This window comes from Streptomyces sp. NPDC053076 (assembly GCF_044546845.1).
GTDB lineage: Bacteria > Actinomycetota > Actinomycetes > Streptomycetales > Streptomycetaceae > Streptomyces.
Map to the genome: position 1 here is coordinate 120,572 of NZ_JBITZL010000008.1, position 22,462 is coordinate 143,033.

Genomic DNA, 22,462 nt, shown 5'->3' on the forward strand with positions numbered 1-22,462 from the left:
CGACCCGATTGCCGGTACAGCCGATTACACGCACGGCCGAACAGGAGCGGGCCATACCCCCGCCACACCCTCCACCCGAACGGCCCAATCGCCGTGCGATGAGATGACACACCGCACGCCGTCTTCCGCACCTCGCCCACGAGGCAGGACCGGTGTTCGGTTGAGCCGATCGAGTGACCTCCGTCCTGGGCTGTTGAGCGCATCGGCGGCAGGTGGGTTACTGGGTCCGGCACCGCGGGCTGCCCATTCCCGCCGGCTCGGACCACGCCCGTATCCACCGGGTTCCGTTCTGCCCGCACCGTGAGCGCACGTCGCACGTCCGCCCGGCAGCCGATTCCAGGCAGCTGGTGCCCCATGCGTTGCATCACCCGGCGCTGACCACTCGCGCCGGACTCCGCCAGACGCCCGGTACTACTGCTCCCCCGAGCCCCACGGCCGGCACCGGCAGTGTGCGCTGCGGCTCCTCCGATCCGGCTTCCTCACCACTTCTCCGCGAAGGGACCACCCACTATGTCTCCGAACGCACTTGCCCCTCCTCACCCTCTCTCCGGCTCGTGGCCCGTCCCGCCGGCCGGCCCGCCCCTACTGCTCGCCGCGGTCCCGACCACCGGGCCCACGACCGGCGGCAACACGGTCCGGCTGATCGGGCAGAACCTGCGCGGCGCCGTGAGTGTCTCCTTCGGTGGCGTGCCGGCCACCATCGTCCAGTGGGATCTTTCCGGCCACCCGGACGACGACTGGCAGGGTGGACACGACGGCCCCGGCGGTCAGCACCCCGGCGACGGACACCCGGGCGGGGACTACCCGCGCATCGACACCCTGCTGGTGATCGCGCCTCCCCATGCCCCCGGCACCGTTCACATCACCGTGACCACCCCGGCCGGCACCAGCAACCCCCTCCTCTACACCTACCTGGCGCCTCCGCCGGCCCCCGGCGCGATCAGCCCTACCAGCGGTCCCACCACCGGCGGCACCTCCTTCACCATCACCGGCATCAACCTGGCCGCTGTCACCGGGGTGCTCTTCAACGGCGTTCCCGCCACCGGTGTGACCGCCACGGCCACCAGCGTCACCGGCACCACCCCGGCCGGCGCCGCCGGAAACGTCACCGTCACCCTGATCAGTCCCTCGGGCGCCACCGTCGTTCCCGGCGGCTTCACCTACGTCGCACCACCCCTCCCGCCCACCGCGGCGGCCATCATCCCGGCGGTCGGACCGAGCACCGGCGGAACCCCGTACGTCATCACCGGCACCCATCTGACCGGGGTCACGAGCGTCACGTTCGGCGGCACCCCGTCCACGGTGCTGTTCGTCGACCCGGCCGGCAGCCTTCTGATCGGCCTCACTCCGGCAGGTCCGGCGTCCGGTGGAACCGTGCCCGTCACGGTGACCGGCCCGGGCGGCAGCACGACCGTCCCGGGCGGGTACACCTACGTCGCGGCGTCGCCGGCCCCGGCGCCCACGGGCATCGTGCCGACAACCGGCCCCGCGGCCGGCGGCACTCCGTTCACCATCACGGGCACCAATCTGGGAGGCACCGTCGCTGTGCTGTTCAACGGCGTCCCCGCGACAGGTGTGACGACCGGCGCCACCACCGTCACCGGCACCACCCCGGCCGCTGCCGCCGGACCCGCAGCGGTGACCCTGGTGACCACCTCTGGCATCGTCGCTGTCCCCGGCACCTTCTTGTACGTCTGATCCACAACCGTGAGAAGGAGAGGCGGCGCCGGTCTCCTCGTCAGCGCGGGCCGAGCGCCGCACACGGCGAGCGCGCAGGAGCACCGGAGCCGCCTCAGTACCCGTACGGCTGGTCGGCGGAGGGCCACCGGCGTCCGATCCCTGTGACCGCCCCTCCGCCGACCACGCCTTGGCAACTGAGGAACAGTCCGTGGGCGGTGGGCGGTCACAGCCCGCCTGCGGCCCTCACCCCGCCGTCCCGCCCGGCCCGCTTCGAGGGCGGCCTGTCGCCAGGTCGTCAGCCGCCGGGTGCCTCGGTTCGGTGGCACGTGAAGAGCTGACTTGTCATCAGTGCGCGCTTCGCGAGGTGGTGCCGTACTGGTCCGACGACAACGCGAACACCCTCACTCGCCGACCGCCGGCCGGACTGACCGTCTCACGGACCGGGTGCATCCCCAGTTTGGTCATGATCCGTTCGGAGGCGTCGTTGCCCACTTGAGCGATGCTGATGATCCGTTCCAGCCCTCGCTCTTCGAACCCGAACCGTACAGCGGCCGCAGCGGCCTCGGTGGCCAGGCCCTGCCCCCAGTGTGAACGGCCCAGCCGCCAGCCGACCTCAACCGCCGGCAGTACCTCCGGCAAGAAGGCGGGCACCGAAAGACCGGTGAACCCGGCCAGTTCGCCAGTGGACCGGATCTCCACGGCGAACAGGCCGAAGCCCTGTGACTCCCACTCGTTCTCCCATGCCCGGACCCGGACGCGCGTCTGCAGCTCGTCAAGGACGCTGCCGTCACGGATCCACCGCATGACCTCGGGGTCGGCATTGACGGCGGCCATGGGCGCAACGTCTTCCTCACGCCAGCGACGCAGGACCAAACGGGGAGTCTCCAGCGTGACCATCCGACCATTCTGGATGTCAACTGGGCTGTCCGCCAACCGCACCAAGCACTTACGACACGCGCCCCTGGAACACCAGCCGGTCCGGGCGGTGCCTCCCGCGTCCCGGATGTCGGATCCGGCGCACCGCCTTGGGCGGCAGCAGAGGCACCGTCAGCCGCGGCATCCGGTCGGCGCCACGCTCCACCTGCCGTCCGGCGGCCCGGCACTGGACCGGCTGCTGCTGCCTGCGCCCCCGCGGCGTAGGCAGACGGAGCTCACCGGCATCGGATGATCAGACCACCCGTTCAGCTGCGTGTGCGTGCGCTGGTGAGGGGAAAACGCTCTGTGCGTTGTGCGCGTCCTCCGAGGTGAGGGTGTCGCGGCTGGTCCGAGTCCCGTCGCGGCACCCCACCGGTCGCCGCCCCGGACATCTGCGAGCACCCGCCCGGGTGTGGTACAGCTACCGCCATCCAGTCGGAGGCCTTCAGCCTTCCGCGTGAGCGAGCCACAGGCCGGGGCCGAAGACCTCGTCGCGGATACGGCGGGCGGGGACGCCGGCCTGGAGCAGCTGGGTACGGACGGCACGCATGAAAGTGAGGGGACCACACAGGTAGACATCGGCGTCGGCGGGCAGGTCCAGGCCGTCGAGGTCCATCAGGCCCAGGTGGGAGCCGCGCATTGTTCCGCCCGCGGCGCATCGCGCAGGGGGACCGGGAGTGGGCACTGGTCGGGCCGGTATGGGGCCACACGTCCGAATGCCCCGGCCGGGCCAGCCACGAGGAACGTTCGTGTGCGGGTATGGCGGCTCGGGTGAAAGCCGGTCAGATCACGGGGGCCGCGATGCGATGGAACGTGACGGCGCCGGAGGTTCCCCCGACCGTCGTCACCCGAATGGCGGCGTCTCCCGCGGCTCCCGTCGGAATGACAGCTGTCAGCTGGGTGTCCGAGACCACGGTGAAACCGGTGCCGACGCCGTCCACCTTGACGTCGGACGTGGTGGCCAGCCCGGTGCCTGTCAGTGTCACGACCGTGGCGCCCGATGCGGGACCACTCGACGGAGAGACGCTGCTCAGGGTGGGGGCGCTCACGTACGCGTAGGACAGGGAGTTGCTCGATCCCCCTGGTGTCGTCACGGTCACCGCGACCTGGCCGGAACCCGGTGGAGGTGTTGCGGCGAGCTCGGTGGACGACAGGACGGTGAAGCTCGCGGGCTGAGCGCCGAACCGCACGCCGGTGGTGTTCAGCAGATTGGAGCCCGTCAGTGTGACCTTGTTGTTCCCGGCCGCCGGACCGGCACTGGGAGAGAGCGCGGTGAGCGCCGGGACCGCGACGTAGAAGAAGTACGACTCCGGTGCGGCTGCGCTGGTACCCGCGGGCGTCGTCACGGTCACCGGTACCGAACCCGCAGTTCCCGGTGGTGACACCGCGGTGATCTGCGTGGGCGATACGACGCTGAAGGACGATGCGCTGACGGAGCCGAAGCGGACCTGGCTGGCTCCGGAGAAGGTGGTGCCCGTCACGGTGACGACGGTGCCACCGCTCGTGGCACCGCTGGACGGTGAGACGCCGGTCACCGTCGGAGGGGTGGACGTATAGGTGAACGTGACCGTGGTGTTGCTGGTCCCCGCGGGAGAGATCACTGTCACCGGCACGGAGCCGGCGCTCCCGGCGGGGGTGACCGCGGTGATCTGCGTGGTGGAGTTGACCGTGTAGGAAACGGCGTTGACGGATCCGAAACGAACGGCGGTGGCACCCGTCAAACCGGTGCCCGTGATGATGACGGTGGTGCCGCCGGACACGGGTCCCTGCGCGGGGTTCACGGAACTGACCACGGGCGGCATGGGGCCTCCTGGAACGAGGGACGGCGGACGCGGGAACGCCCGGATGGAAGCGGCCTGCGTCGTCTTCCGGATGCGGGGACCGACCGGGATCGGCCTGCACACCGGATGCAGCTCACCGGGGCGCGGGCAGGCGCGCCGACTGACGGCCGGCACCGGGCCGAACGGGGCACCACAACGGCGTCAACGGTCTGTGAACCGGTGGACCGCTCTGCTCCGCATCAGGAGACGGCTGACACCGCCCACTGGCCGGGGGCCGACAGTGGCGGCCGCCGCTCAGGTCCGTGCCGAGCGGTGGAGAACGGCGCCTCACCGTTCCACTCCATGGGACCGGCGGGTGGCCACGGGCCTCATCGCGCATGGGCGCACCGGCGACCTCGCCACACCGTCTGCTGCTCGGACGGGAAGGGCGGCCCGCCGGTTCGACACCTTCAGTGACCCACACCCGCACGCCGGCGACAAGACCGCCCGCGCCGGGGGCACCCGAACGGGCTAACGAGCCCCGTTCCTCGGGGGCGGACTGCCGAACGCATCGAACCCCTCCAATGGCACGGGAATCGGGCTGTGCGACCAGGGAACCCACGAGACTTCCTTCCGCTGGAGGGGCCGCGTCTGCGTACGCCGACCGAAGATCGCGTGCACGTGCACCCTCTCCTGCCTCGGGCCCGTGCCCTGCCTACGGTCAGGGGCTGCCCCCTGCCGAGGCGTAGACGTGGCTGGTGGTGGCGGTCCCGGCGGTCAGAGGGGCCGTGACGGACGGGCTGCCGTCGCCGAAGGCGAACGTCACGGTGCCGGTCGGGGCCCCGGCCCCCGGAGGGCTCGAGGCCACCACTGCCGTCAGCGTCACGGGCTGGCCGGATACCGACGGTTTCGGGGAGGAGACGACCGTGGTGGTCGTGCCCGTCCTGGCCACCGTCAGCTTCGTGGTGTCGCTGGAGAAGCTGAAATCGCTGACTCCCGCGGGGACCAGGACGGCGTGACACCGGCGCCAGCCACAGGGATTCGGCCGACCCCCGCTGAGGCCCCGGCAGGACCACGGAGGCGTCCGGGGCCGGGGGCGCGGCGTACGCCGGGAGTTCCTCCGTGCGCAGGGGCGGCGGTGAGCACGCACCACACCGTAGCGTCGACTCTGCTCCGTTCGGGTGAGGGCGGTTGACGAAATCTTGTCCGTCATATGGCCCTGTGGGTCACTGAGTTCGTGAATCGGCGGGCTGCCCATCCCGAGCCGAGGAAGGCAGGAGTGGACGGGCAGCGTCTGCCGTTCCCCGCTGCGGAGGAGACGTTCCAGCGGTCCGAGCCGCGCTGTCAGGCACGTCCGCACGCTCCACCGGTCTCGGCAACAGCGGTACCGACCACGTCCCCGGCGCCATGTCCCAGCACGTCGCCACCCCTCGCGTTCGGCGGTCTCCGGATGGCTGGGAGGGCCGCCCTGCCGGTTCGTTGCACGGTCCATCGACAACGAGGAGCACAGTCATGCCCATCTCTCCCAACCAGGGCTCGACCGGCGGTGGAACGCTGGTCACCATCACGGGAACGAACCTGGCGAACACCTCCAAGGTGATGTTCGGCAGCAAGCCGGCCACCAACCTCACGCAGGTGTCCCCCACCCAGGTCAAGGCCGTCTCCCCGTCGGGAACCGGCACGGTCGGCGTCACCGTGACCACACCGGGCGGGACCAGCAATCCGGTGCCGTTCTTCTACGTCGGCGCGCCGTTCAAGTCCGCTCTGGGCACCACGTCCGGCCCACTGGCCGGCGGCAACACGATCACCATCAGCGGTACCGGGCTGTCGACGGCCACCAGCGTCTCCTTCGGAGGAGTGACGGCCACTCCCACCGTGAACTCCGACAGTTCCCTCAGCGTCACGGTTCCCCCCGGAGCGGGAGCGGGCCCCGTCCCGGTGACCGTCACGACCGCGGGCGGCAGTAACAACGGTCTGACCTACACCTATGTCGACGCGCCCACGATCGGGAGCCTCACCCCGACCTCTGGACCCACCTCCGGCGGTACGGCGGTGACGATCACCGGCACCAACCTCGACACGACCGATTCGGTCACCTTCGGTGGTACGCCCGCGCCGTTCGCGGTGATCAACTCGACGACGCTGTCGGCGGTCACCCCGCCCGGTACGGCGGGAGCCGCCGATGTGGTGGTGACCAACCCGGCCGGCTCGGACACCGCGGTCGGTGCCTTCACCTACGTCGCCAGCCCCGGTATCTGAACCGGACGCCTCGCTGCGACGAGGCGATGGATCCCGTCAGGGTGCCTGTCCCCCGCCCCGGACGGGGTCCGTCACCCGAGCAGACGGTCAGCGACCTCAAGATCATGCGTCCCGCCCTGCCGTTGCAGCGTGCGGGCTTCAGCATAGGGGGCAGGACATGTGGGGTAGATGCGGCCTACATGGCTGCCCGGGACGTCATGGTGGAGATTCTGAGGGGGCGGGCCCGAGAGGGCCGGACACCTGTAAGGCGCTGAGCGAAGCCCTCGCCTATGGAACATTGGGTGCACTAACGCGGCCGGATGATATCGCTCCTGCTGGCGGACGTCTGCCGGTGCTGCGAGCAGCGCCCCACAGAATGGGGTGCCGGCCTTCCTGATACCGAGAGCCTCGCCTGACTCGTCCTCTGGCAGCTTGCCCATTACGGCGGATCCTGCTCGTCTTGAATAGGTCACTCGGTTGCACTGGAGGCAGCTACCGACAGCCGCTGGCGGCCCGCTCGCCCGCCCCGTCGTCGCAGTGCTCCCCGCGCAAGCGGCCCGCGTCGAACTGCTGCCCACCGCCGGCAGAGGCACCCTGCCCGCGTACTCCGACGCCGAGGACGCCGCCCGTGCCCTGGCCCACGCCGCAACGCGCGCCGACTGGCTCGCCCGGCAGCCGGGCTGCCGTACCGAAGTTGCCGGAGGTGGAAACCGCACGCGCGCCGACGAGGTCATCGGGGTCGTCTCGGGGACCGATCTGATACAGCGACAGTCACGCTCGAGTGGGTCCGGTGGCCGTCTCGATGTGGCCGGCGGGCAGGGCGCATTGCGCCGCGGATCCGGCGTTCGGGCGGGCCGTTGCGGTGTGGGCGGGACGTGTGGTCGCCCAGCGGCTGCACGCCACCCGGGTCCGGCTGCTCGACCTGTACGCCCCCTACGGCAGCGGTGACCACCGGAGTCGGGTGAGCCTACTTGGACAGGCGGTGAGGACGGGGCAACGTGGGGGGCGAGCCCGGCCAGCACCTCTACCGCGACACCGGACACACGGAGCGATGGGAGTGGGACTACGACCCAGACGTGTGTGTCCTGTGATCGCTTCCGAGGGAAGCTCCACCCTCGGTGAAGCTTCGAATGGCTTTCGACGGCGGCGGGGGTGATCCTCGGGGTAGGGCTTGTTCGCTGAACCGAGAGGACCCGCTATGCCGGTCTGCACGACGCGAGACGGTGTTGAGATCTTCTACAAGGACTGGGGACGTGGCCGTCCGGTGGTGTTCATCCACGGCTGGCCGCTCAACGGTGACGCGTGGCAGGACCAGCTGAAGGCGGTCGCTGACGCCGGCTACCGCGGGATCGCGCACGACCGGCGGGGTCACGGCCGTTCGACGCCGGTGTACGACGGTTATGACTTCGACACCTTCGCCGACGACCTGAACGACCTGATCACCAGCCTCGACCTGCAGGACGTGACGCTTGTGGCGCACTCGATGGGCGGTGGCGAACTCGCCCGCTACATCGGCCGCCACGGCACCGGGCGCATCCGCTCCGCGGTCCTGCTGTCCGCGATCCCGCCGCTGATGCTCCAGGGTCCGGACAACCCCGAAGGCGTCCCGGGGTCTGTCTTCGACGACATGAAGGCGGGCATCCTCCGGGAGCGGTCGCAATTCTGGAAGGACACCACGGTCGGCTTCTTCTCCGCCAACCGCGAGGGCAGCAAGGTCACCCAGGGCAACAAGGACGCCTTCTGGTACATGGCCATGGCGCAGACCCTCCAAGGCGGCGTCGACTGTGTCGACGCCTTCGGCACCACGGACTTCCACGAGGACCTCAAGAAGTTCGACGTCCCGACGCTCGTCGTGCACGGCGACGACGACCAGGTCGTGCCGATCGACGCCACCGCCCGCAAGTCCGCCAGACTCATCGCGGGCGCCGAGCTGAAGGTCTACGAGGGCGGCTCGCATGGCATCGCCCTGGTGCCGGGCGACAAGGAACGCTTCAACAAGGATCTTCTGGAGTTCCTCAGGAAGTGACCTGCGTGGGTGAGGCACGGCCGTGAGGTTGAGCTGGCGTTTGGCCCAGGTCACGAGATGGTGACGAGTTCGTTCGGCAGGTCCCACGAGGCGACTTGGACGGGTTTCAGTGCGCGGGTCCGTGCAAGGAGCAAGGTGACGTCATCGGCCGGTGCCTGAGCCGGCGACGTCTTCATCGCCCGTGAGCACAGGTCCTCCAGGGAGACACCGGGCTGTGCCAGGGCGGCGCCCAGGCGCTGCAGGCCGACGTCGATGTCCTCGTCGCGGGACTCCACCAGGCCGTTGGAGTAGAGGGCGAGCACACTTCCTTCTGGCAGGTCCAGTTCCACGGACTCGAATGGCACCAGGCCGAGACCGAGGCCGAGCGGGGCTCCGGCGGGCAGGTCGGGGATAGTGACCCGGCCCTGGGCATCGACGATCAGGGGCGGGGGATGCCCGGCCCGCGCCAGCGTGCAGCGCTGGGTGACCGGGTCGTAGACGGCGTACAGGCAGGTGGCACCCCCTACCGCGGCGACCTCGTCGGAGACGTCGGCGTCCTCGTCGTTCAGTCGCCGGACTGTGTCGTCGAGGTGCGCCAGCAGATCGTCCGGGGGCAGGTCGAGGTCCGCGAGGGTGCGCACGGCGGTGCGCAGCCTGCCCATGGTCGCCGCGGCATTGATGCCGTGTCCCACCGCATCGCCGACGATCACGTGCCACTCCACGTGCGAACAACTCTTCTGGCCGCCCGTGCAGCTGGCCGTCAGCCCGATAGGTCAGGACCGGCAATTCCAGGGTCAGCGGTACGCCGGCCAGCACAGCGGCGCCGGCCGCCTCAGTCGCCTCCACGAGCTCTTCTCCCGGCACGCCGGCGCTGTCGGCCGACGTCACAGCTTCCGTACGAATCAACGGAGCCAGGCCGACGCATCGGCACGCACCGAAAGCCTCGGCCAGCACGGGAGTCAGCACCGCACCGCCAAATCATCCCCAACTACGCTTCCCGGACAGCGCTGGTCTCGACCACTCCCGAGCCCACAAGCCGCCTTTCCCCGGCCTGGCATGGTGGCCGCACGCATAGCCGCCCTCCGAACTATGGTGCCCCACCACATGTGCCCCTGACCTGCAACTTCCTACCGTGTGCCGACACGTACCCGTCCCCACCGCACACGAGGAAGTGGCGCACATGGCCTCCGGAACCACCGCTCCCCCACCCCCCGCCAGCCTCCCCAGGATCGTCGCCGCCAGCCTCATCGGCACCACCATCGAGTGGTACGACTTCTTTCTCTACGGTTCCGCCGCCGCGCTGGTGTTCAACAAGGTGTTCTTTCCCGACTCCGACCCGCTCGTCGGGACGCTGCTGTCGTTCCTGACCTACGCCGTCGGGTTCGCTGCCCGCCCGCTGGGGGCGCTCGTGTTCGGTCACTACGGTGACCGGCTGGGGCGGAAGAAGCTGCTGGTGCTCAGTCTCGTGCTGATGGGCGGGGCGACCTTCGCCATCGGGCTGCTGCCCACGCACGCCACCGTCGGGGCCGCCGCGCCCGTACTGCTCACCACGCTGCGGCTGATACAGGGGTTCGCGCTCGGTGGTGAGTGGGGCGGCGCCGTGCTGCTGGTGTCGGAGCACGGGGACGCGCGACGGCGCGGCTTCTGGGCCTCCTGGCCGCAGACCGGCGCACCGGCCGGGCAGTTGCTCGCGACCGGCGTGCTCTCGCTGCTCACCGCCGTCCTGTCCGACGACGCCTTCGGCAACTGGGGATGGCGGATCCCGTTCCTGCTCTCCGGAGTGCTCGTGCTCGTCGGTCTGTGGATTCGTCTGTCCGTCGACGAATCACCCGTCTTCAAGGCGGCGTTGGAGCGGGCCGAGGCACGGCGGGCCGACGCGGACGAGAAGTTGCCGATCGTCTCGGTGCTGCGTCATCACTGGCGGGACGTGCTCGTGGCGATGGGCGCCCGGATGGCGGAGAACATCAGCTACTACGTCATCACCGCGTTCATCCTCGTCTACGCCACCACCTCGGCCGACGTCTCCAAGCAGACCGCCCTCAACGCCGTACTCATCGGCTCCGCCGTGCACTTCGTCGTCATCCCGGCCTGGGGCGCGCTGTCGGACCGGGTCGGACGGCGGCCGGTGTATCTGCTGGGCGCGGCCGGCGTCGGGCTGTGGATGTTCCCGTTCTTCGCGCTCGTGGACACCGGATCGTTCGGGTACCTGGTCCTCGCCGTGACCGTCGGGCTGGTGCTGCACGGCGCCATGTACGCGCCCCAGGCCGCGTTCTTCGCCGAGATGTTCGCGACCCGGATGCGGTACTCGGGCGCTTCCATCGGCGCCCAGTTCGCCTCCGTGGCGGCCGGTGCGCCCGCACCGCTCATCGCCACCGCGCTGCTCTCCGACTACGACAGCTCCACCCCGATCGCGCTGTACGTGATCGCCGCCGCCGTACTGACCCTGGTCGCGGTGGCCGTCTCACGAGAGACGCGGCATCGGGATCTCGCACAGGTCGAGGGAGAGAGCGAGGAGCCCGTCGAGACGGCGCCGGCCGCCGGGGCGCGCACCGTCTGACCGGCGCCGCAGCTCGTCGCCGTCCCGTCCTCGCACCGACCGGCCCCCGCGCGGGGGCCGGTCAGCGGCGCCCCGGAGCCGCCAACCGGTGGAGTCGCAGGGCCAGTTGTATCTCCAGGGCTCGGGCGGGAGTCTGCCAGTCCGCGCCGAGGAGACGGCCCACGCGCTCCAGCCGCTGGGCCACGGTGTTCACGTGCACGTGCAGTGCGTCCTTGGTGCGGGCCGGGCTCATCCCGCCCTCGAAGTACGCGTCCAGGGTGCGCAGCAGATCCGTGCCGCGCCGCTCGTCGTACGCCACCACCGGGCCGATGGTCCGCTCGACGAAGCCGGTGACGTCCCGTTCGCCCGCGAGGAGCAGGCCGAGGAAGCCGAAGTCCTCGGCCGCGGCACCGTCCCCGGCCCGGCCCAGCAGGTGCAGCGCGTCCAGGCAGCGGCGTCCCTCGGCATAGGCCGACGCCACTGTCTCGGGGTGGGCGGCGAGGTCGGTGACGGGTGCGGACGCGCCGACCGTGACCGGCTGGTGGACGGCCGTGCCCAGATGGCGGGCGGCTCGGCGGGCCACGTCCGTGGCGGTGTCGCCGCCGCTCAGCGGCAGCAGCAGGACGGTGCCGCCGTCCCGGGCGGCGGCCAGACCGTGCCGGGTGGCCGCGAGGTGGGACGCGGCGGACCACAGCCGGCGGCGGGCCGCGGCCTCCTCGTCGGCGTCGGCCGCCGGTCCGTCGAGCCGGGCGGCGAGGACGACATGGGTGGCGTCCAGGTCCGCGTGCAGGCGGCTGGCGCGCTCGCGCAGCAGCCGTGGGTCCCGGTCCCGCGCGTCCAGCAGGTCGTCCAGCAGCTCGCCGCGCACCCGCTGTTCGGCCTCGGCGGCGGAACGCCGGGCGAGCAGCAGCAGGGAGGTGACCATCGCCGCGCGCTCCAGGGTGCGCTGGTCGACCGGGTCCAGGCCGGGGTGGCCGCGCAGGACCAGCGCGCCGAGGAGTTCGCCGCCGGCGGCCACCGCCGCGATCCAGTCCCTGCCGTGCCGTACGGCGTGCCCCTCGGCGCGGGACGCTTCCAGCGCCTCGACCGGTGCGGCCAGGGCCTCCGTGAACTCGACGGAGCCGTCGAGGATCTGGGAGACGGCGGCGGCCACGTCGTGGACTCCGCCGCCGCGCAGGACGAGTTCGGCCAGCCGGTCGTGGACCTCGGACGCCCGCTCGATGACGCCGCTGCGGTCCCGGATGATCTCGTTGGCGCGCTCCAGCCGGGCCAGGGCCGAGCGGGTCTCGGTGAGCAGGTTGGCGGTGTCGATGGCCGCCGCGGCGAGCGCGGCGAAGGAGCCGAGCAGGGCGATCTGCTCGCGTTCGAAGCCCCTCGCCCGCCGGTCCGCCGCGAACAGGACGCCGATCACGTGCGGGCCGAGCATCAGGGGTACGCCGAGGATGGCGACCAGGCCCTCGTCGCGGACACCGGCGTCGATGGTGTGCGTGTGCTGGAACCGGCCGTCCTGGAAGTAGTCGTCGGTGACGTACGGCCGCGCCGTCTGGGCGACGAGCCCGCCGAGCCCTTCTCCCATGCCGAGGCGCAGCTGCTGGAAGCGGGCGGACACCGAGCCCTCGGTGACCCGCATGTAGGTGTCTCCGCGTGCCGTGTCGTTGAGGCTGAGGTAGGCGACGTCCGTGCCGAGCAGGGAACGGGCGCGCTGCACGATGGCGCTCAGGACGGCGTCCAGGTCGCGGAGTCCGGCGAGGTCGTGCGCGGTCTCGAAGAGCGCCGACAGCTCGGCCTCGCGCCGGCGGCGTCCCTCCAGTTCTGCACGCACGCGCAGGGCGAGCAGTCTGGCCTCTTCCAGCGCGGCGATCCGGCCGGCCGGCTCACCCTCGGCACGGGCGAGCAGGACGGGCCGCTCATATGCCTCCGCGGAGGCGTCGCGGGCCAGCAGGTCGAGGTACGGGGCCTCGGCGCTGCCGCTGGGTGCCGACTGCAGGTGATCGCGGGACATGGTCACAGGATCCCGTATCGGCCACCGGGACCGGCATGCCTGTGGAAAACTCCCCGGGCCGGAGCCGCCGCGCTGGTCAGTGCGCCGTCCATCCGCCGTCCAGGACGAGCGAGGTGCCGGTGACGAAGGACGCCTGCGGGCTGCACAGATAGGCCACGGCCTCGGCGACCTCCTCGGGTTCGATGAGCCGCCGCAGTGCGCTGTCCTTCAGCAGTACGTCGGACAGCACGCGCTCCTCGGGAATCCCGTGTGCCTGTGCCTGGTCGGCGATCTGCTTCTCGACCAGGGGGGTGCGCACATAGGCAGGGTTCACACAGTTGGAGGTGACTCCGTGGGCGGCGCCCTCCAGTGCGGCCGTCTTGGACAGTCCTTCGAGGCCGTGTTTGGCGGCCACATAGGCGGACTTGAAAGCCGAGGCTCGCAGACCATGGACGGAGGACACATTCACGATCCGGCCCCAGCCCTGTGCGTACATGTGCGGGAGGGCGCCGCGGATGAGCCGGAACGGTGCCTCCAGCATCACGGTCAGCACCGTGTGGAACACCTCGGGCGGGAACTCCTCGATGGGTCGTACGAGTTGAAGTCCGGCATTGTTGACCAGTACATCGGCGCCCTCGGCGGCGTGTTCGGCGGCGTCCAGGTCGGTGAGGTCCACGACCCGCGGTACGACGGTGCCGGTGATGTCGCCGGCCCGCTCCGCCTGCTCGGCCAGTTCGGCCAGACCGGCCGCGTCCCGGTCGACGGCGCGCACCTCGGCCCCGGCGGCGGCCAGGCGCAGCGCGCAGGCGCGGCCGATGCCGCCGGCGGCGCCGGTGACGAGCGCGGTACGGCCGTCGAGGTCGAGGGCGAGCGGCTGGAGTCGGGGACCCGGGCCGGGCAGGGGGGTGGGCGAGGTCATGTGCCGACCCTAAGCGGAACCCTGTGGTCACCACATGTGGTGACCACCCACAGTTCAGCTGGCAGTCGTAGGGTCGAACCATGTGGGTGCATCGGACATGGCCTGCTTGATCCGCAAGAGTCCGAACTCGTTCAGTCCGGGCAGCGCGTCCACCGCGAACCAGCCGACTTCCAGTGACTCGTCGTCGTTGACGCGGGCCTCGCCGCCCACGGCCCGGCAGCGGACGGTGATGTCCATGTACTGGCAGATGTCGCCGTTGGGGTAGGTCACCGGCTCCAGTGCCTGGACCAGGACGACCCGTTCGGCCACGCAGTGCACCGCCGTCTCCTCGAAGACCTCCCGCACCGCACAGGCCGCGGGCTGTTCGCCCGGGTCGGGGATGCCGCCGATCACCGACCACTTGCGCGTGTCGGTCCGCCGGCCGAGCAGCACCCTGCCCTCGTCGTCGAAGACGATCGCGGTGACGCCGGGGAGCCAGAGCAGCTGTTGGCCGGCGGAGCCCCTGAGCGTGCGGATGAATTCGGGAGTAGCCATGATCCGACCCTAACGGGCCGCCGCGCGCCACCCGGCCGGTTCAGGGGGCGTACGGCAGTCGTACCGCGCGGCCCGTACCGTGCCGTAGGGCGACGGGACGTCCCCGGGGCGGCGCTGGCACGGAGGCCGTAGGGCGGTCGTACGGGGCTACACGTCACCGGCGCGCCGGGCGCGCAGGCCGGACCCGATCGCCCAGCCGATCCCGCCCACGGCGACCAGCACCAGGGCGATCTCCGGAAGGATGCCCAGCTCGGTGGCGGGCGTCGTGGACGTGCGCAGCGGCACCTTCTGCACCAGGTAGGCGGGCACGAACATGCCGGTCCTCTGCGTGATCCGCCCGTCCGGCATGATGACCGCGCTGACGCCGCTGGTCACCGGCACGGTCACGGTGCGGCTGTGCTCGACGGCACGGACGCGGGACATGGCGAGCTGCTGGTACGTCATCTCGCTGCGGTCGAAGGTGGCGTTGTTGCTCGGTACGGAGATCATCTGCGCGCCGTGGGTCACCGTGTCCCGCACGGCCCAGTCGAAGGCGGCCTCGTAGCAGGTGGCGAGGCCCACCTTCGTGCCGTCGATGTCGAACACGCCCGGCTTGCCGCCCCGGTCGAAGTCCTGGCGGGCCATGTCGGTCCAGCTCTTGTTGATCGCGCCGACGAGCGAGCGCAGCGGAAGGTACTCGCCGAAGGGCTGGATCTGCCGCTTGTCGTAGGTCTGCGCCGGCCCCTTGGCCGGGTCCCACAGGATCTGCTCGTTGAGCAGCTTGCCGTCCCTCTCGACCACACTGCCGACGGAGATGGGCACGCCGACGTCCTTGACCGCCTGTTCGATCACGGCGGCGCCGTCCGGGTACTCGAAGGGGTCGATGTCGGAGGAGTTCTCCGGCCACAGGACGTAATCGGGCTTGGCCACCTTGCCCGCCCTGATGTCGGCGGCGAGCTTGTGCGTCTCGCGCGCGTGGTAGTCGAGCACGGCCCGCCGCTGGGCGTTGAACTCCAGCCCGGAGCGCGGCACGTTGCCCTGGATGAGGGCCACGGTCGCGGTGCCGTCCTCCGCCTTGTCGCTGACCAGCGCGCGGGCCGCGACCGCACCCGCCACCGGCACGGCGACGCTCAGCAGCGCGGCGGCCGCGGCGGCGCGCCGCACGGTCCGGCTCCGGCGCCCCTCGGCGATCAGCCGTCCGGCCTCGTACAGGCCGAATCCGCACAGCACGACCGCGAAGCCGAGCACGGGGGTACCGCCCACCGCGGCGAGCGGCAGGAAGACACCGTCCGCCTGACCGAACGCGATCTTGCCCCAGGGGAAACCGCTGAACGGCACGCGCGCGCGTACCGCTTCACCCGCTGTCCACACGGCGGCGGCCCACACCGGCCAGGCGGGCAGCTTGGCGACCGCTGCGACGCCCACCCCGACCAGGGCGACGAAGACCGCCTCGACGGCGACCAGGGCCACCCAGGGAAGGGGCCCGACCTCCACGCTCGTCCACACCAGCAGCGGCAGCAGGAAGCCCAGCCCGAAGAGGTAGCCGAGGCCGAGGGCGGCCTTCCAGCTCCGGCCGCGCAGCACCCAGCCGAAGCCGGCGAAGGCGGGCAGGGCCAGCCACCACAGGGTCCGCGGCGGGAAGCTGACGTAGAGCAGCACTCCGCAGAGCGCGGAGGCGGCGGCCGGGACCAGGCGCAGCAATCGGCCACGGCGCACGCCGGGGGCGGGGCGCGGCTGGATCTGGTCCGGCTGGTCCACGGAAGTTGCGGTGACGGTCACCGGGTGAGTGTACGGCGGCTGACGCCGCCGCTGACAGGACGGTCCGACGCCGACGGACCGGCGGTTGTCGCTGGTCGGCGCCGGTTCCCGGGCGCCGCACGTGAAGTGCCGGCTGCGCTGGGGCGCCTCGGGGGCACCGGAGGCGCCCCCGGCCGGTGCCCTGGCGGGACGGTCGGCGGTACCTGGCGGAATCATGCCGTTCCTCCGCGTCTCGTGCCCAAACCGGTCATGAGCCGCTACGGTGTGCCCAGCCTCGGCGGCGCTGCCGGACCCGGCACGCGGCGAGGTCTGCCACAGGGTCGGGGGACCGGGTACGAGGGGCGGCGGGTGGGGACGACGGGGACGGGGTCCGTGACCGGTGCATACGGCGCGGATGCCTACAGCACGCGAAGAAACGTTTCTGACGGGACGGGCATGATCCTGTTGGGGGCCTGTGCCGGGTGGTCGCTGATCACTGCGGCGGCCCACGACGGACGGCCGGAGGGCATGCTGCTCGCGGTGCTGGCCGTGGCCGCGGGATATGCCGCGGGCCGGGTCTCCGGGGCGCTGCTGCCGGTGGCCGCGCCCTGCGCCGGCGCGGTGGCGGGACTGGCCCTGGCCGCGGCGCTGCCCGGGCTGTCCCCGGGTCCGTGGTACGCCGTCCCGCTCGGGCACGCCGGTGCCACGGCCGCCCTGCTGGCGCTGGCCACCGGGGCCGCGTGCTGTGCCGCCTGGGCGACGACCGCACCCGGGCTGCGGCTCGGGATGGGGGCGCTGGCCTGCGCCACCGTGCCGGCCGGGATCGTGGTGGGGTCGGCGGCCGGATGCGTGGCCAGCGCGGCCGTCCTGCTCTGTTCGCTGGGCGCGGGCTCGGTGCGCGGCCGGGGTCCGTGGCTGGCGGGGCTGGTCATGGCGGCGGGCCTGGTGACGGCGACGGTCTGGGCGGTCGCGGCGGACGTGCTGCCCGCCGGCCTCGCGAGGGCACTCGAAGGCCGGTTCCCCGCGCAGCGGGTGCCGCAGTGGGAGGACGCGCTGCGGCTGGCGGGCCGGAACAGCGGCCTGGGCGTCGGCCCCGGCCGGTTCGGGGAGCTGAGCCAGGTCACACCGCGAACACTGCTGTCCGACGGCAGGCCGCACTCGGCCCCGCTTCAGCAGGCTGCCGAGCAGGGCCTGGTCGGGGTGTGCCTGCTGGTCGCGGTGTTCTGCTGGGTCCTGTACGCGCTGTGGCGCACCTCCCGCCCCACGCCGGTCGCCCTCACCGCGGGCGCGGCCCTGACGGTACTGGCCGCGCTCGCCTCGGTGAGCAACGCGCTGAGCTTCACGACGGTGACGGCCGGCGCGGGCCTCCTGGCCGGCTGGTCCACGGCCCGGCCCTGGACGGGCGACACCCTGGCCTCCGACCGCTGAGCGGGCCCGGCTATGGCCACGGCAAGCCGATCGTTTCTCAGCCGGCCGTGCCCGGGCGGATCGTGCTGAGCCGGTCCCTGATGACCCGTACCGCCGACTCCGCGTTGTCGACCGTGACCGTGAACGTGTGACCGTCCCACAGGCGCAGCACGATGCCCTCACCCCGGCGTACGACGACCGCGGTGCCCTTCTCGGGGCGCCAGCGGTAGCCCCAGCCGCCCCAGTGCCTGGGGGTGACCAGGGCGGTGAAGTCGGCGCCGGCCACATGGGAGAGCGGGATGCGGCGGCGTGGCAGCCCGACGTGCCCGCAGCGCACCTCGACGCACTCCGTGTCCAGCTTGAGGTCGACGTGGACGAAGGCGAGCGTGCCGAAGAGAACCAGCAGGCCGGCCGCGATGCAGCCGACGACGGACATGACCAGCGGAGCGATACCGGAGCCCCAGGCCGAGTCGACGGCCAGCTCGATGCCGAGCGCCATGCAGGCGGCGCCGACCAGGGCGAGCAGCCACTGGACCCGGTTGGTGGCGCGTCCCGTCCAGACGTCCGGGTGGGGCGTGTCGTCGGCGTCGGGGTGGTCCCTCATGTTTTAGAGGTTACCCAGGTTTCGCCGCGCGGGTAGGGCATGGCGCAGGGCGACTGGCCCGGGCGGAGCACGGCGGACCGGGACGCCGGGCCCGTCCCGCGCGAGTCAGCGGACGGGGCTGACGGCGCGCAGGAAGCGGCCTTCCGCGTAGGACAGCGCCGTGTCCGGGAGCGTTGCCGCACGCCCGCTCAACAGCACCGTGAGGGTGCTGTCGGCGACGGCGGCCGGGGCCGGCTCCACCCCGATCCGGCGCAGGGCCTGGGCGGCCACCGCTCCGGCGGTGCCGTGCAGGACGAGGGGCGGGCGCCCGGGCTGCTGGACGGCTGCCCGGATGCGCTCGGCGACCAGTTCGTAGTTGGTGCAGCCCAGGACGATCGTGGTCACGTCGTCCGGGGTGCGGGCGGCGGCCGAGGCGATCGCGGCGTCGATCGCCTTCTCGTCCGCGTGGTGCACGGCGTCGGCGAGGCCCGGGCAGGCCACCTCCGCCACGGTCACACCGCCCGCGAACTGCTCGATGAGCCCGCGCTGATAGGCGCTCCCCGTGGTGGCCGGGGTCGCCCAGATCGCGACGGGTCCACCCCCGGCGGCAGCGGGCTTGATCGCCGGAACGGTACCGATGATCGGGAGGCCCGGCTCGAAGCGGGCCCGCATCGCCGGCAGGGAGTGCACCGACGCCGTGTTGCACGCGACGATCAGCACGTCGGGCTCGTGCGCGGCGGCGGCCTCGGCGACGGCGACGGCCCGCTCGGTGATGTCTTCCGGCGTCCGCGGGCCCCAGGGCATTCCGTCCGGGTCCCACGACAGCACAAGATCCGCGTCGGGCCGCAGCCGACGTACCGCCGCAGCAGCGGGAAGCAGGCCGATTCCGGAGTCCATGAGCGCGATCTTCACCCGGCCACGATAGACGATGCGCCCCTGTGAGCCGCTCGGGTGGGGCAGACTGCCGCCGTGAGCGCCTTCCTGTGGATCACCGTCGTGTCACTGGCCGTCTGGTGCTGGCTGGCGTTCGGCCAGGGCTTCTTCTGGCGCACCGACGTCCGGCTGCCACCGCGCCGGGAACCGGACGAGTGGCCGTCGGTCTGTGTGGTCGTACCCGCCCGCGACGAGGCCGCCGTGCTGCCGGCCAGTCTGCCGTCGCTGCTGGCGCAGGACTATCCGGGGCGGGCGGAGGTCTTCCTGGTGGACGACGGGAGTACGGACGGCACCGGGGAGCTGGCCCGCGAGCTGTCCCGGCGGCACGGGGGACTGCCGCTCACGGTCGGGTCGCCCGGTGAGCCGCCTGCGGGCTGGACGGGCAAGCTGTGGGCGGTGCGGTACGGCATCGGGCTGGCACGCGCGCGTGACCCCGCATATCTGCTGCTGACGGACGCGGACATCGCGCACGCGCCGGACAGTCTGCGCGAGCTGGTGGCGGCGGCCCGCACCGGGGGCTTCGACGTGGTCTCGCAGATGGCGCGGCTGCGGGTGGCGAGCCTGTGGGAGCGGCTCGTGGTCCCGGCGTTCGTGTACTTCTTCGCGCAGCTGTATCCCTTCCGGTGGATCGGCCGGAAGGGAGCGCGTACGGCAGCGGCGGCGGGCGGCTGTGTCCTGCTGCGCACGGCTATGGCGGACAAGGCACGTGTCCCGGAGTCCATCCGGCACGCCGTCATCGACGACGTCGCGCTCGCGCGCGTGGTCAAGGGCTCGGGCGGTCATGTCTGGCTGGGGCTGGCCGACCACGTGGACAGCGTGCGTCCCTATCCGCGGCTGGGCGACCTGTGGCGGATGGTCTCGCGCAGCGCGTACGCCCAGCTGCGGCACAACCCGCTGCTGCTCCTGGGCACGGTCGCCGGGCTCGCGCTGGTGTACCTGGTGCCTCCGGCCGCCGTGGTCGTGGGGGCGGCCGGCGGGGACGCGGCGACCACGCTCCTCGGGGCGTCGGCCTGGGCGGTGCTGTCGGGAACGTACGTGCCGATGCTGCGCTACTACCGCCAGCCGCTGTGGCTCGCCCCGCTGCTGCCGTTCACCGCGTTCCTGTATCTGCTGATGACGGTGGACTCCGCCGTGCAGCACTACCGCGGGCGCGGGGCCGCGTGGAAGGGCCGCACCTACGCCCGTCCGGACGCCATGCCCGACGAGGGCTGAGCCCGGTCACTTGCGGCCGGGCGTCCAGTTCATGCCCCAGCCGTAGGCGCGGTCCATGGTCCGCTGCGGGCTCGACCCGCGGTCCGGGACCAGATACCGCGCCTCGCGCTGGACGATTAGGTCGCCGCCGGTGTTGGTGATCAGGGCGAGCGCGCACACCGGGGAGGCGACGGTGCACTCGTCGAGTGAGAACTCGATGGGGGCTCCGTGCTGCGGCTGGAGGGTGACGGTGGCGTGCAGGCCGGCGAAGGAACTGGCGCCCTCGTAGAGGGTGACGAAGACGAGGATGCGCCGGAAGTCGTGCTTGTGGTCGAGGTTGATGGTGAGGTTCTCACCACTGGCCGCGGCTCCGGTCCGGTCGTCGCCGTCGAGGTGGATGTACGGCGGCCGGTGGAGCGAGCCGAAGGCGTTGCCGAGGGCCTGTACGACTCCTTTGCGGCCGTCGGTGAGTTCGTACAGCGCGCACAGGTCGAGGTCGAGGTTGCCGCGGCCGCCCCACCGGCTGCCCCAGCCGGGCAACTGTGTGCGCATCTGCCAGTTGAGGTTCACTCGCATCGCACCGGAGGTGCCGCCCTGCTTGGCCAGCGAGACGGACGGGGCGGCCTTCGTGAGCGTGACCTTGGACAGGCGGACCGGCTGGGTGGCCGGCGCGGACGGAGCCGCGGGCGGCGGGGGCGGGGCCGCGGCGGGGCGCGGTGACGGCGAGGCCGGGGCCGCGGCGGGGCGCGGTGGCGTGGCGGCCGGGGCCTGTGCCGCCGCTGGTGCGGCGTGCTGGGGTTCGTCCACGGTGATGCCGAAGTCCGTTGCCAGACCTTCGAGTCCGCTGCTGTAACCCTGGCCGACGGCACGGAACTTCCAGCCGCCCTGGCGGCGGTAGAACTCGCCGAGCACGAAGGCCGTCTCCACGGTCGCGCCCGGGTTGTCGAAGCGGGCGACCACCTGGCCCGTGGCGGCGTCGGTGACCTCGATGTAGAGGTCCGGGACCTGCCCGAACGATCCGCCGTCCGCGGAGGCGGCGAGGACGATGCGCTCGACGGTGCCCTCCACGCGCGCCAGATCGGCCAGCAAGGTGTCGGTGACCCGCCCGCCGGTGGTCCGCTTGCCCTCGTGGCATACCGCGCCGGAGGAGTGGGCGGGCTGGTTGTAGAAGACGAAGTCCCCGTCGGACCGGACCTTTCCGGCCACGAGCAGCAGCGCCGAGGCGTCGGCGTCGGGCACTCCGGGACCGGAACGCCAGCCCAATTCGACGCGCAGCGCCGTGCTCGGCACCGGCGTGTTCGATCCTTTCGGCATTGACATGTCCGCCCCCATCGTGTCGGCTCCCGGTTTTCGCCCTCCGGCCGGGCCGTCCCGGCCCGTGTCATCCCTACCCGCACAACCTATTCCCGGGGCACAGCGCGCGCCCCCGAACGGCGCAGCAAGATCACCGGTCAACCGCCGGTAACCCCGTAAGAACCTGGCCTTTACACGATCCAAACGACGACAGGCGTCCCTTTTTGCCGAGTTCGCTCATATTGGGGATCCCAAGTCACTGCCGACACGGAAAACAACCCTCTTATCGGTCTCCCCAACCAGCACATCGTGGGCTTAACTTATGTGCCATGACCTCCCCCCGCTCCACTTATGGTGGCGGCTACTACTCCGCCTCCTTCCCGGACACCCCGATCTACGACTCGCTCGTGGCCGAACGGGGCACCCCGCAGATCGCCCCGATCCGGGTCCCCGCCGCCTACGACACGGGCAGCAGCCTCCCCGCCCTGCCGTCGGCCCTCCCCGCCCTCCCGGCGGCCCCGTCCGCACAGCCCCCCGCCTACGGCTACCCGCAGATGCAGCAGCCCGCACCGTTGCAGCACGCGCCCACGGCGTACATCCCGCAGCAGGCGAGCGCCCCGCGCGGCTATCCCGGTCCGCAGGCCCCGCAGCAGCAGCGACCCATGGCGGGCAACGGGTACGAGGCCATGCGTCCGGCCGCGCCGCGGCCCGCGCCGACTCCGTACCAGGACCCGTACAACAACCAGCAGTACCGCGGCTACTGACCGGCGC

19 protein-coding genes and 1 pseudogene are annotated in these 22,462 nt (G+C 71.8%); 8 read left to right on the top strand and 12 right to left on the bottom strand.

The features are described from left to right. Nucleotides 1–510: 510 nt before the first annotated feature. Nucleotides 511–1,698, top strand: a complete 1,188-nt coding sequence (locus ACIGYR_RS29045) for an IPT/TIG domain-containing protein (RefSeq protein WP_399605243.1) — start codon at nt 511–513, stop codon at nt 1,696–1,698. Nucleotides 1,699–2,025: 327 nt separating this feature from the next. Here the strand turns inward: ACIGYR_RS29045 and ACIGYR_RS29050 are convergent, their stop codons facing one another. From ACIGYR_RS29050 to ACIGYR_RS29065, 4 genes are all read right to left on the bottom strand, one after another. After that, nucleotides 2,026–2,577: a GNAT family N-acetyltransferase gene (locus tag ACIGYR_RS29050; protein WP_399605241.1), complete on the bottom strand. Its 552-nt coding sequence runs from the start codon at nt 2,575–2,577 to the stop codon at nt 2,026–2,028. A 463-nt stretch (nt 2,578–3,040) separates the two neighbouring features. Continuing rightward, complete coding sequence (locus tag ACIGYR_RS29055; protein WP_399605239.1) at nt 3,041–3,235, bottom strand: hypothetical protein; 195 nt, start codon at nt 3,233–3,235, stop codon at nt 3,041–3,043. Between the two features lie 142 nt (nt 3,236–3,377). Next, nucleotides 3,378–4,397 carry an IPT/TIG domain-containing protein gene (locus tag ACIGYR_RS29060; protein ID WP_399605237.1) on the bottom strand — a complete coding sequence of 340 codons (1,020 nt, stop codon included), beginning with the start codon at nt 4,395–4,397 and terminating at the stop codon, nt 3,378–3,380. A 679-nt stretch (nt 4,398–5,076) separates the two neighbouring features. Next, nucleotides 5,077–5,847, bottom strand: coding sequence for an Ig-like domain-containing protein (locus ACIGYR_RS29065; RefSeq protein ID WP_400014339.1), 771 nt, complete (start codon nt 5,845–5,847; stop codon nt 5,077–5,079). 20 nt (nt 5,848–5,867) lie between these two features. Here ACIGYR_RS29065 and ACIGYR_RS29070 point away from each other — a divergent pair, with 20 nt between their 5' ends. From ACIGYR_RS29070 to ACIGYR_RS29080, 3 genes and pseudogenes are all read left to right on the top strand, one after another. Next, nucleotides 5,868–6,614 (top strand): IPT/TIG domain-containing protein, encoded by a 747-nt coding sequence (locus tag ACIGYR_RS29070; protein ID WP_399605233.1) that lies wholly within the window; start codon nt 5,868–5,870, stop codon nt 6,612–6,614. 790 nt (nt 6,615–7,404) lie between these two features. Further along, nucleotides 7,405–7,539 (top strand): annotated as a pseudogene (locus ACIGYR_RS29075) (regulator); the annotation flags it as partial. 252 nt (nt 7,540–7,791) lie between these two features. Beyond that, on the top strand, nt 7,792–8,619 hold the full coding sequence (locus ACIGYR_RS29080; RefSeq protein WP_399605231.1) for an alpha/beta fold hydrolase: 828 nt from the start codon (nt 7,792–7,794) through the stop codon (nt 8,617–8,619). 50 nt (nt 8,620–8,669) lie between these two features. On the opposite strand, the gene ACIGYR_RS29085 is transcribed toward ACIGYR_RS29080, so the two are convergent. Continuing rightward, entirely contained in the window at nt 8,670–9,320 is a 651-nt protein-coding gene (locus ACIGYR_RS29085; protein ID WP_399605229.1) for a PP2C family protein-serine/threonine phosphatase, read from the bottom strand. Between the two features lie 458 nt (nt 9,321–9,778). Between ACIGYR_RS29085 and ACIGYR_RS29090 the strand changes: the two genes are divergently transcribed. Then, nucleotides 9,779–11,155 (top strand): MFS transporter, encoded by a 1,377-nt coding sequence (locus ACIGYR_RS29090; RefSeq protein WP_399605226.1) that lies wholly within the window; start codon nt 9,779–9,781, stop codon nt 11,153–11,155. Between the two features lie 61 nt (nt 11,156–11,216). On the opposite strand, the gene ACIGYR_RS29095 is transcribed toward ACIGYR_RS29090, so the two are convergent. From ACIGYR_RS29095 to lnt, 4 genes are all read right to left on the bottom strand, one after another. After that, on the bottom strand, nt 11,217–13,136 hold the full coding sequence (locus tag ACIGYR_RS29095) for a helix-turn-helix domain-containing protein (protein ID WP_399605224.1): 1,920 nt from the start codon (nt 13,134–13,136) through the stop codon (nt 11,217–11,219). A 76-nt stretch (nt 13,137–13,212) separates the two neighbouring features. Then, the gene (locus tag ACIGYR_RS29100; RefSeq protein ID WP_399605223.1) at nt 13,213–14,034 is read right to left on the bottom strand and encodes a 3-hydroxybutyrate dehydrogenase; all 822 of its coding nucleotides are present in this window, start codon (nt 14,032–14,034) and stop codon (nt 13,213–13,215) included. A gap of 54 nt (nt 14,035–14,088) precedes the next feature. After that, complete coding sequence (locus ACIGYR_RS29105; protein WP_399605221.1) at nt 14,089–14,568, bottom strand: NUDIX hydrolase; 480 nt, start codon at nt 14,566–14,568, stop codon at nt 14,089–14,091. A gap of 147 nt (nt 14,569–14,715) precedes the next feature. Then, nucleotides 14,716–16,326 (bottom strand): apolipoprotein N-acyltransferase, encoded by a 1,611-nt coding sequence (gene lnt, locus ACIGYR_RS29110; protein ID WP_399605220.1) that lies wholly within the window; start codon nt 16,324–16,326, stop codon nt 14,716–14,718. A gap of 414 nt (nt 16,327–16,740) precedes the next feature. Here lnt and ACIGYR_RS29115 point away from each other — a divergent pair, with 414 nt between their 5' ends. Next, complete coding sequence (locus ACIGYR_RS29115; protein ID WP_399605218.1) at nt 16,741–17,712, top strand: O-antigen ligase family protein; 972 nt, start codon at nt 16,741–16,743, stop codon at nt 17,710–17,712. Between the two features lie 37 nt (nt 17,713–17,749). Here ACIGYR_RS29115 and ACIGYR_RS29120 read toward each other — a convergent pair whose 3' ends face one another. Both ACIGYR_RS29120 and ACIGYR_RS29125 read right to left on the bottom strand, forming a co-directional pair. Beyond that, nucleotides 17,750–18,295, bottom strand: coding sequence for a hypothetical protein (locus ACIGYR_RS29120; RefSeq protein ID WP_399605216.1), 546 nt, complete (start codon nt 18,293–18,295; stop codon nt 17,750–17,752). A 105-nt stretch (nt 18,296–18,400) separates the two neighbouring features. Then, nucleotides 18,401–19,186, bottom strand: a complete 786-nt coding sequence (locus ACIGYR_RS29125) for a glutamate racemase (RefSeq protein WP_391843740.1) — start codon at nt 19,184–19,186, stop codon at nt 18,401–18,403. 39 nt (nt 19,187–19,225) lie between these two features. Here ACIGYR_RS29125 and ACIGYR_RS29130 point away from each other — a divergent pair, with 39 nt between their 5' ends. Continuing rightward, the gene (locus ACIGYR_RS29130) at nt 19,226–20,419 is read left to right on the top strand and encodes a glycosyltransferase (RefSeq protein ID WP_399605214.1); all 1,194 of its coding nucleotides are present in this window, start codon (nt 19,226–19,228) and stop codon (nt 20,417–20,419) included. Between the two features lie 6 nt (nt 20,420–20,425). Here the strand turns inward: ACIGYR_RS29130 and ACIGYR_RS29135 are convergent, their stop codons facing one another. Further along, nucleotides 20,426–21,730, bottom strand: coding sequence for a TerD family protein (locus ACIGYR_RS29135; protein ID WP_399605212.1), 1,305 nt, complete (start codon nt 21,728–21,730; stop codon nt 20,426–20,428). Nucleotides 21,731–22,020: 290 nt separating this feature from the next. Here ACIGYR_RS29135 and ACIGYR_RS29140 point away from each other — a divergent pair, with 290 nt between their 5' ends. Continuing rightward, nucleotides 22,021–22,455, top strand: coding sequence for a DUF6643 family protein (locus ACIGYR_RS29140; RefSeq protein ID WP_391843734.1), 435 nt, complete (start codon nt 22,021–22,023; stop codon nt 22,453–22,455). The last annotated feature ends 7 nt before the right edge of the window (nt 22,456–22,462 follow it).

Bases quoted from the DNA above. Each gene is read 5' to 3' on its own strand.
- ACIGYR_RS29045 (WP_399605243.1), top strand. From the start codon at position 511: ATGTCTCCGAACGCACTTGCCCCTCCTCACCCTCTCTCCGGCTCGTGG.
- ACIGYR_RS29050 (WP_399605241.1), bottom strand. From the start codon at position 2,577: ATGGTCACGCTGGAGACTCCCCGTTTGGTCCTGCGTCGCTGGCGTGAG.
- ACIGYR_RS29055 (WP_399605239.1), bottom strand. From the start codon at position 3,235: ATGCGCGGCTCCCACCTGGGCCTGATGGACCTCGACGGCCTGGACCTG.
- ACIGYR_RS29060 (WP_399605237.1), bottom strand. From the start codon at position 4,397: ATGCCGCCCGTGGTCAGTTCCGTGAACCCCGCGCAGGGACCCGTGTCC.
- ACIGYR_RS29065 (WP_400014339.1), bottom strand. From the start codon at position 5,847: ATGGACCGTGCAACGAACCGGCAGGGCGGCCCTCCCAGCCATCCGGAG.
- ACIGYR_RS29070 (WP_399605233.1), top strand. From the start codon at position 5,868: ATGCCCATCTCTCCCAACCAGGGCTCGACCGGCGGTGGAACGCTGGTC.
- ACIGYR_RS29080 (WP_399605231.1), top strand. From the start codon at position 7,792: ATGCCGGTCTGCACGACGCGAGACGGTGTTGAGATCTTCTACAAGGAC.
- ACIGYR_RS29090 (WP_399605226.1), top strand. From the start codon at position 9,779: ATGGCCTCCGGAACCACCGCTCCCCCACCCCCCGCCAGCCTCCCCAGG.
- ACIGYR_RS29095 (WP_399605224.1), bottom strand. From the start codon at position 13,136: ATGTCCCGCGATCACCTGCAGTCGGCACCCAGCGGCAGCGCCGAGGCC.
- ACIGYR_RS29100 (WP_399605223.1), bottom strand. From the start codon at position 14,034: ATGACCTCGCCCACCCCCCTGCCCGGCCCGGGTCCCCGACTCCAGCCG.
- ACIGYR_RS29105 (WP_399605221.1), bottom strand. From the start codon at position 14,568: ATGGCTACTCCCGAATTCATCCGCACGCTCAGGGGCTCCGCCGGCCAA.
- ACIGYR_RS29115 (WP_399605218.1), top strand. From the start codon at position 16,741: ATGATCCTGTTGGGGGCCTGTGCCGGGTGGTCGCTGATCACTGCGGCG.
- ACIGYR_RS29120 (WP_399605216.1), bottom strand. From the start codon at position 18,295: ATGAGGGACCACCCCGACGCCGACGACACGCCCCACCCGGACGTCTGG.
- ACIGYR_RS29135 (WP_399605212.1), bottom strand. From the start codon at position 21,730: ATGGGGGCGGACATGTCAATGCCGAAAGGATCGAACACGCCGGTGCCG.
- ACIGYR_RS29140 (WP_391843734.1), top strand. From the start codon at position 22,021: ATGACCTCCCCCCGCTCCACTTATGGTGGCGGCTACTACTCCGCCTCC.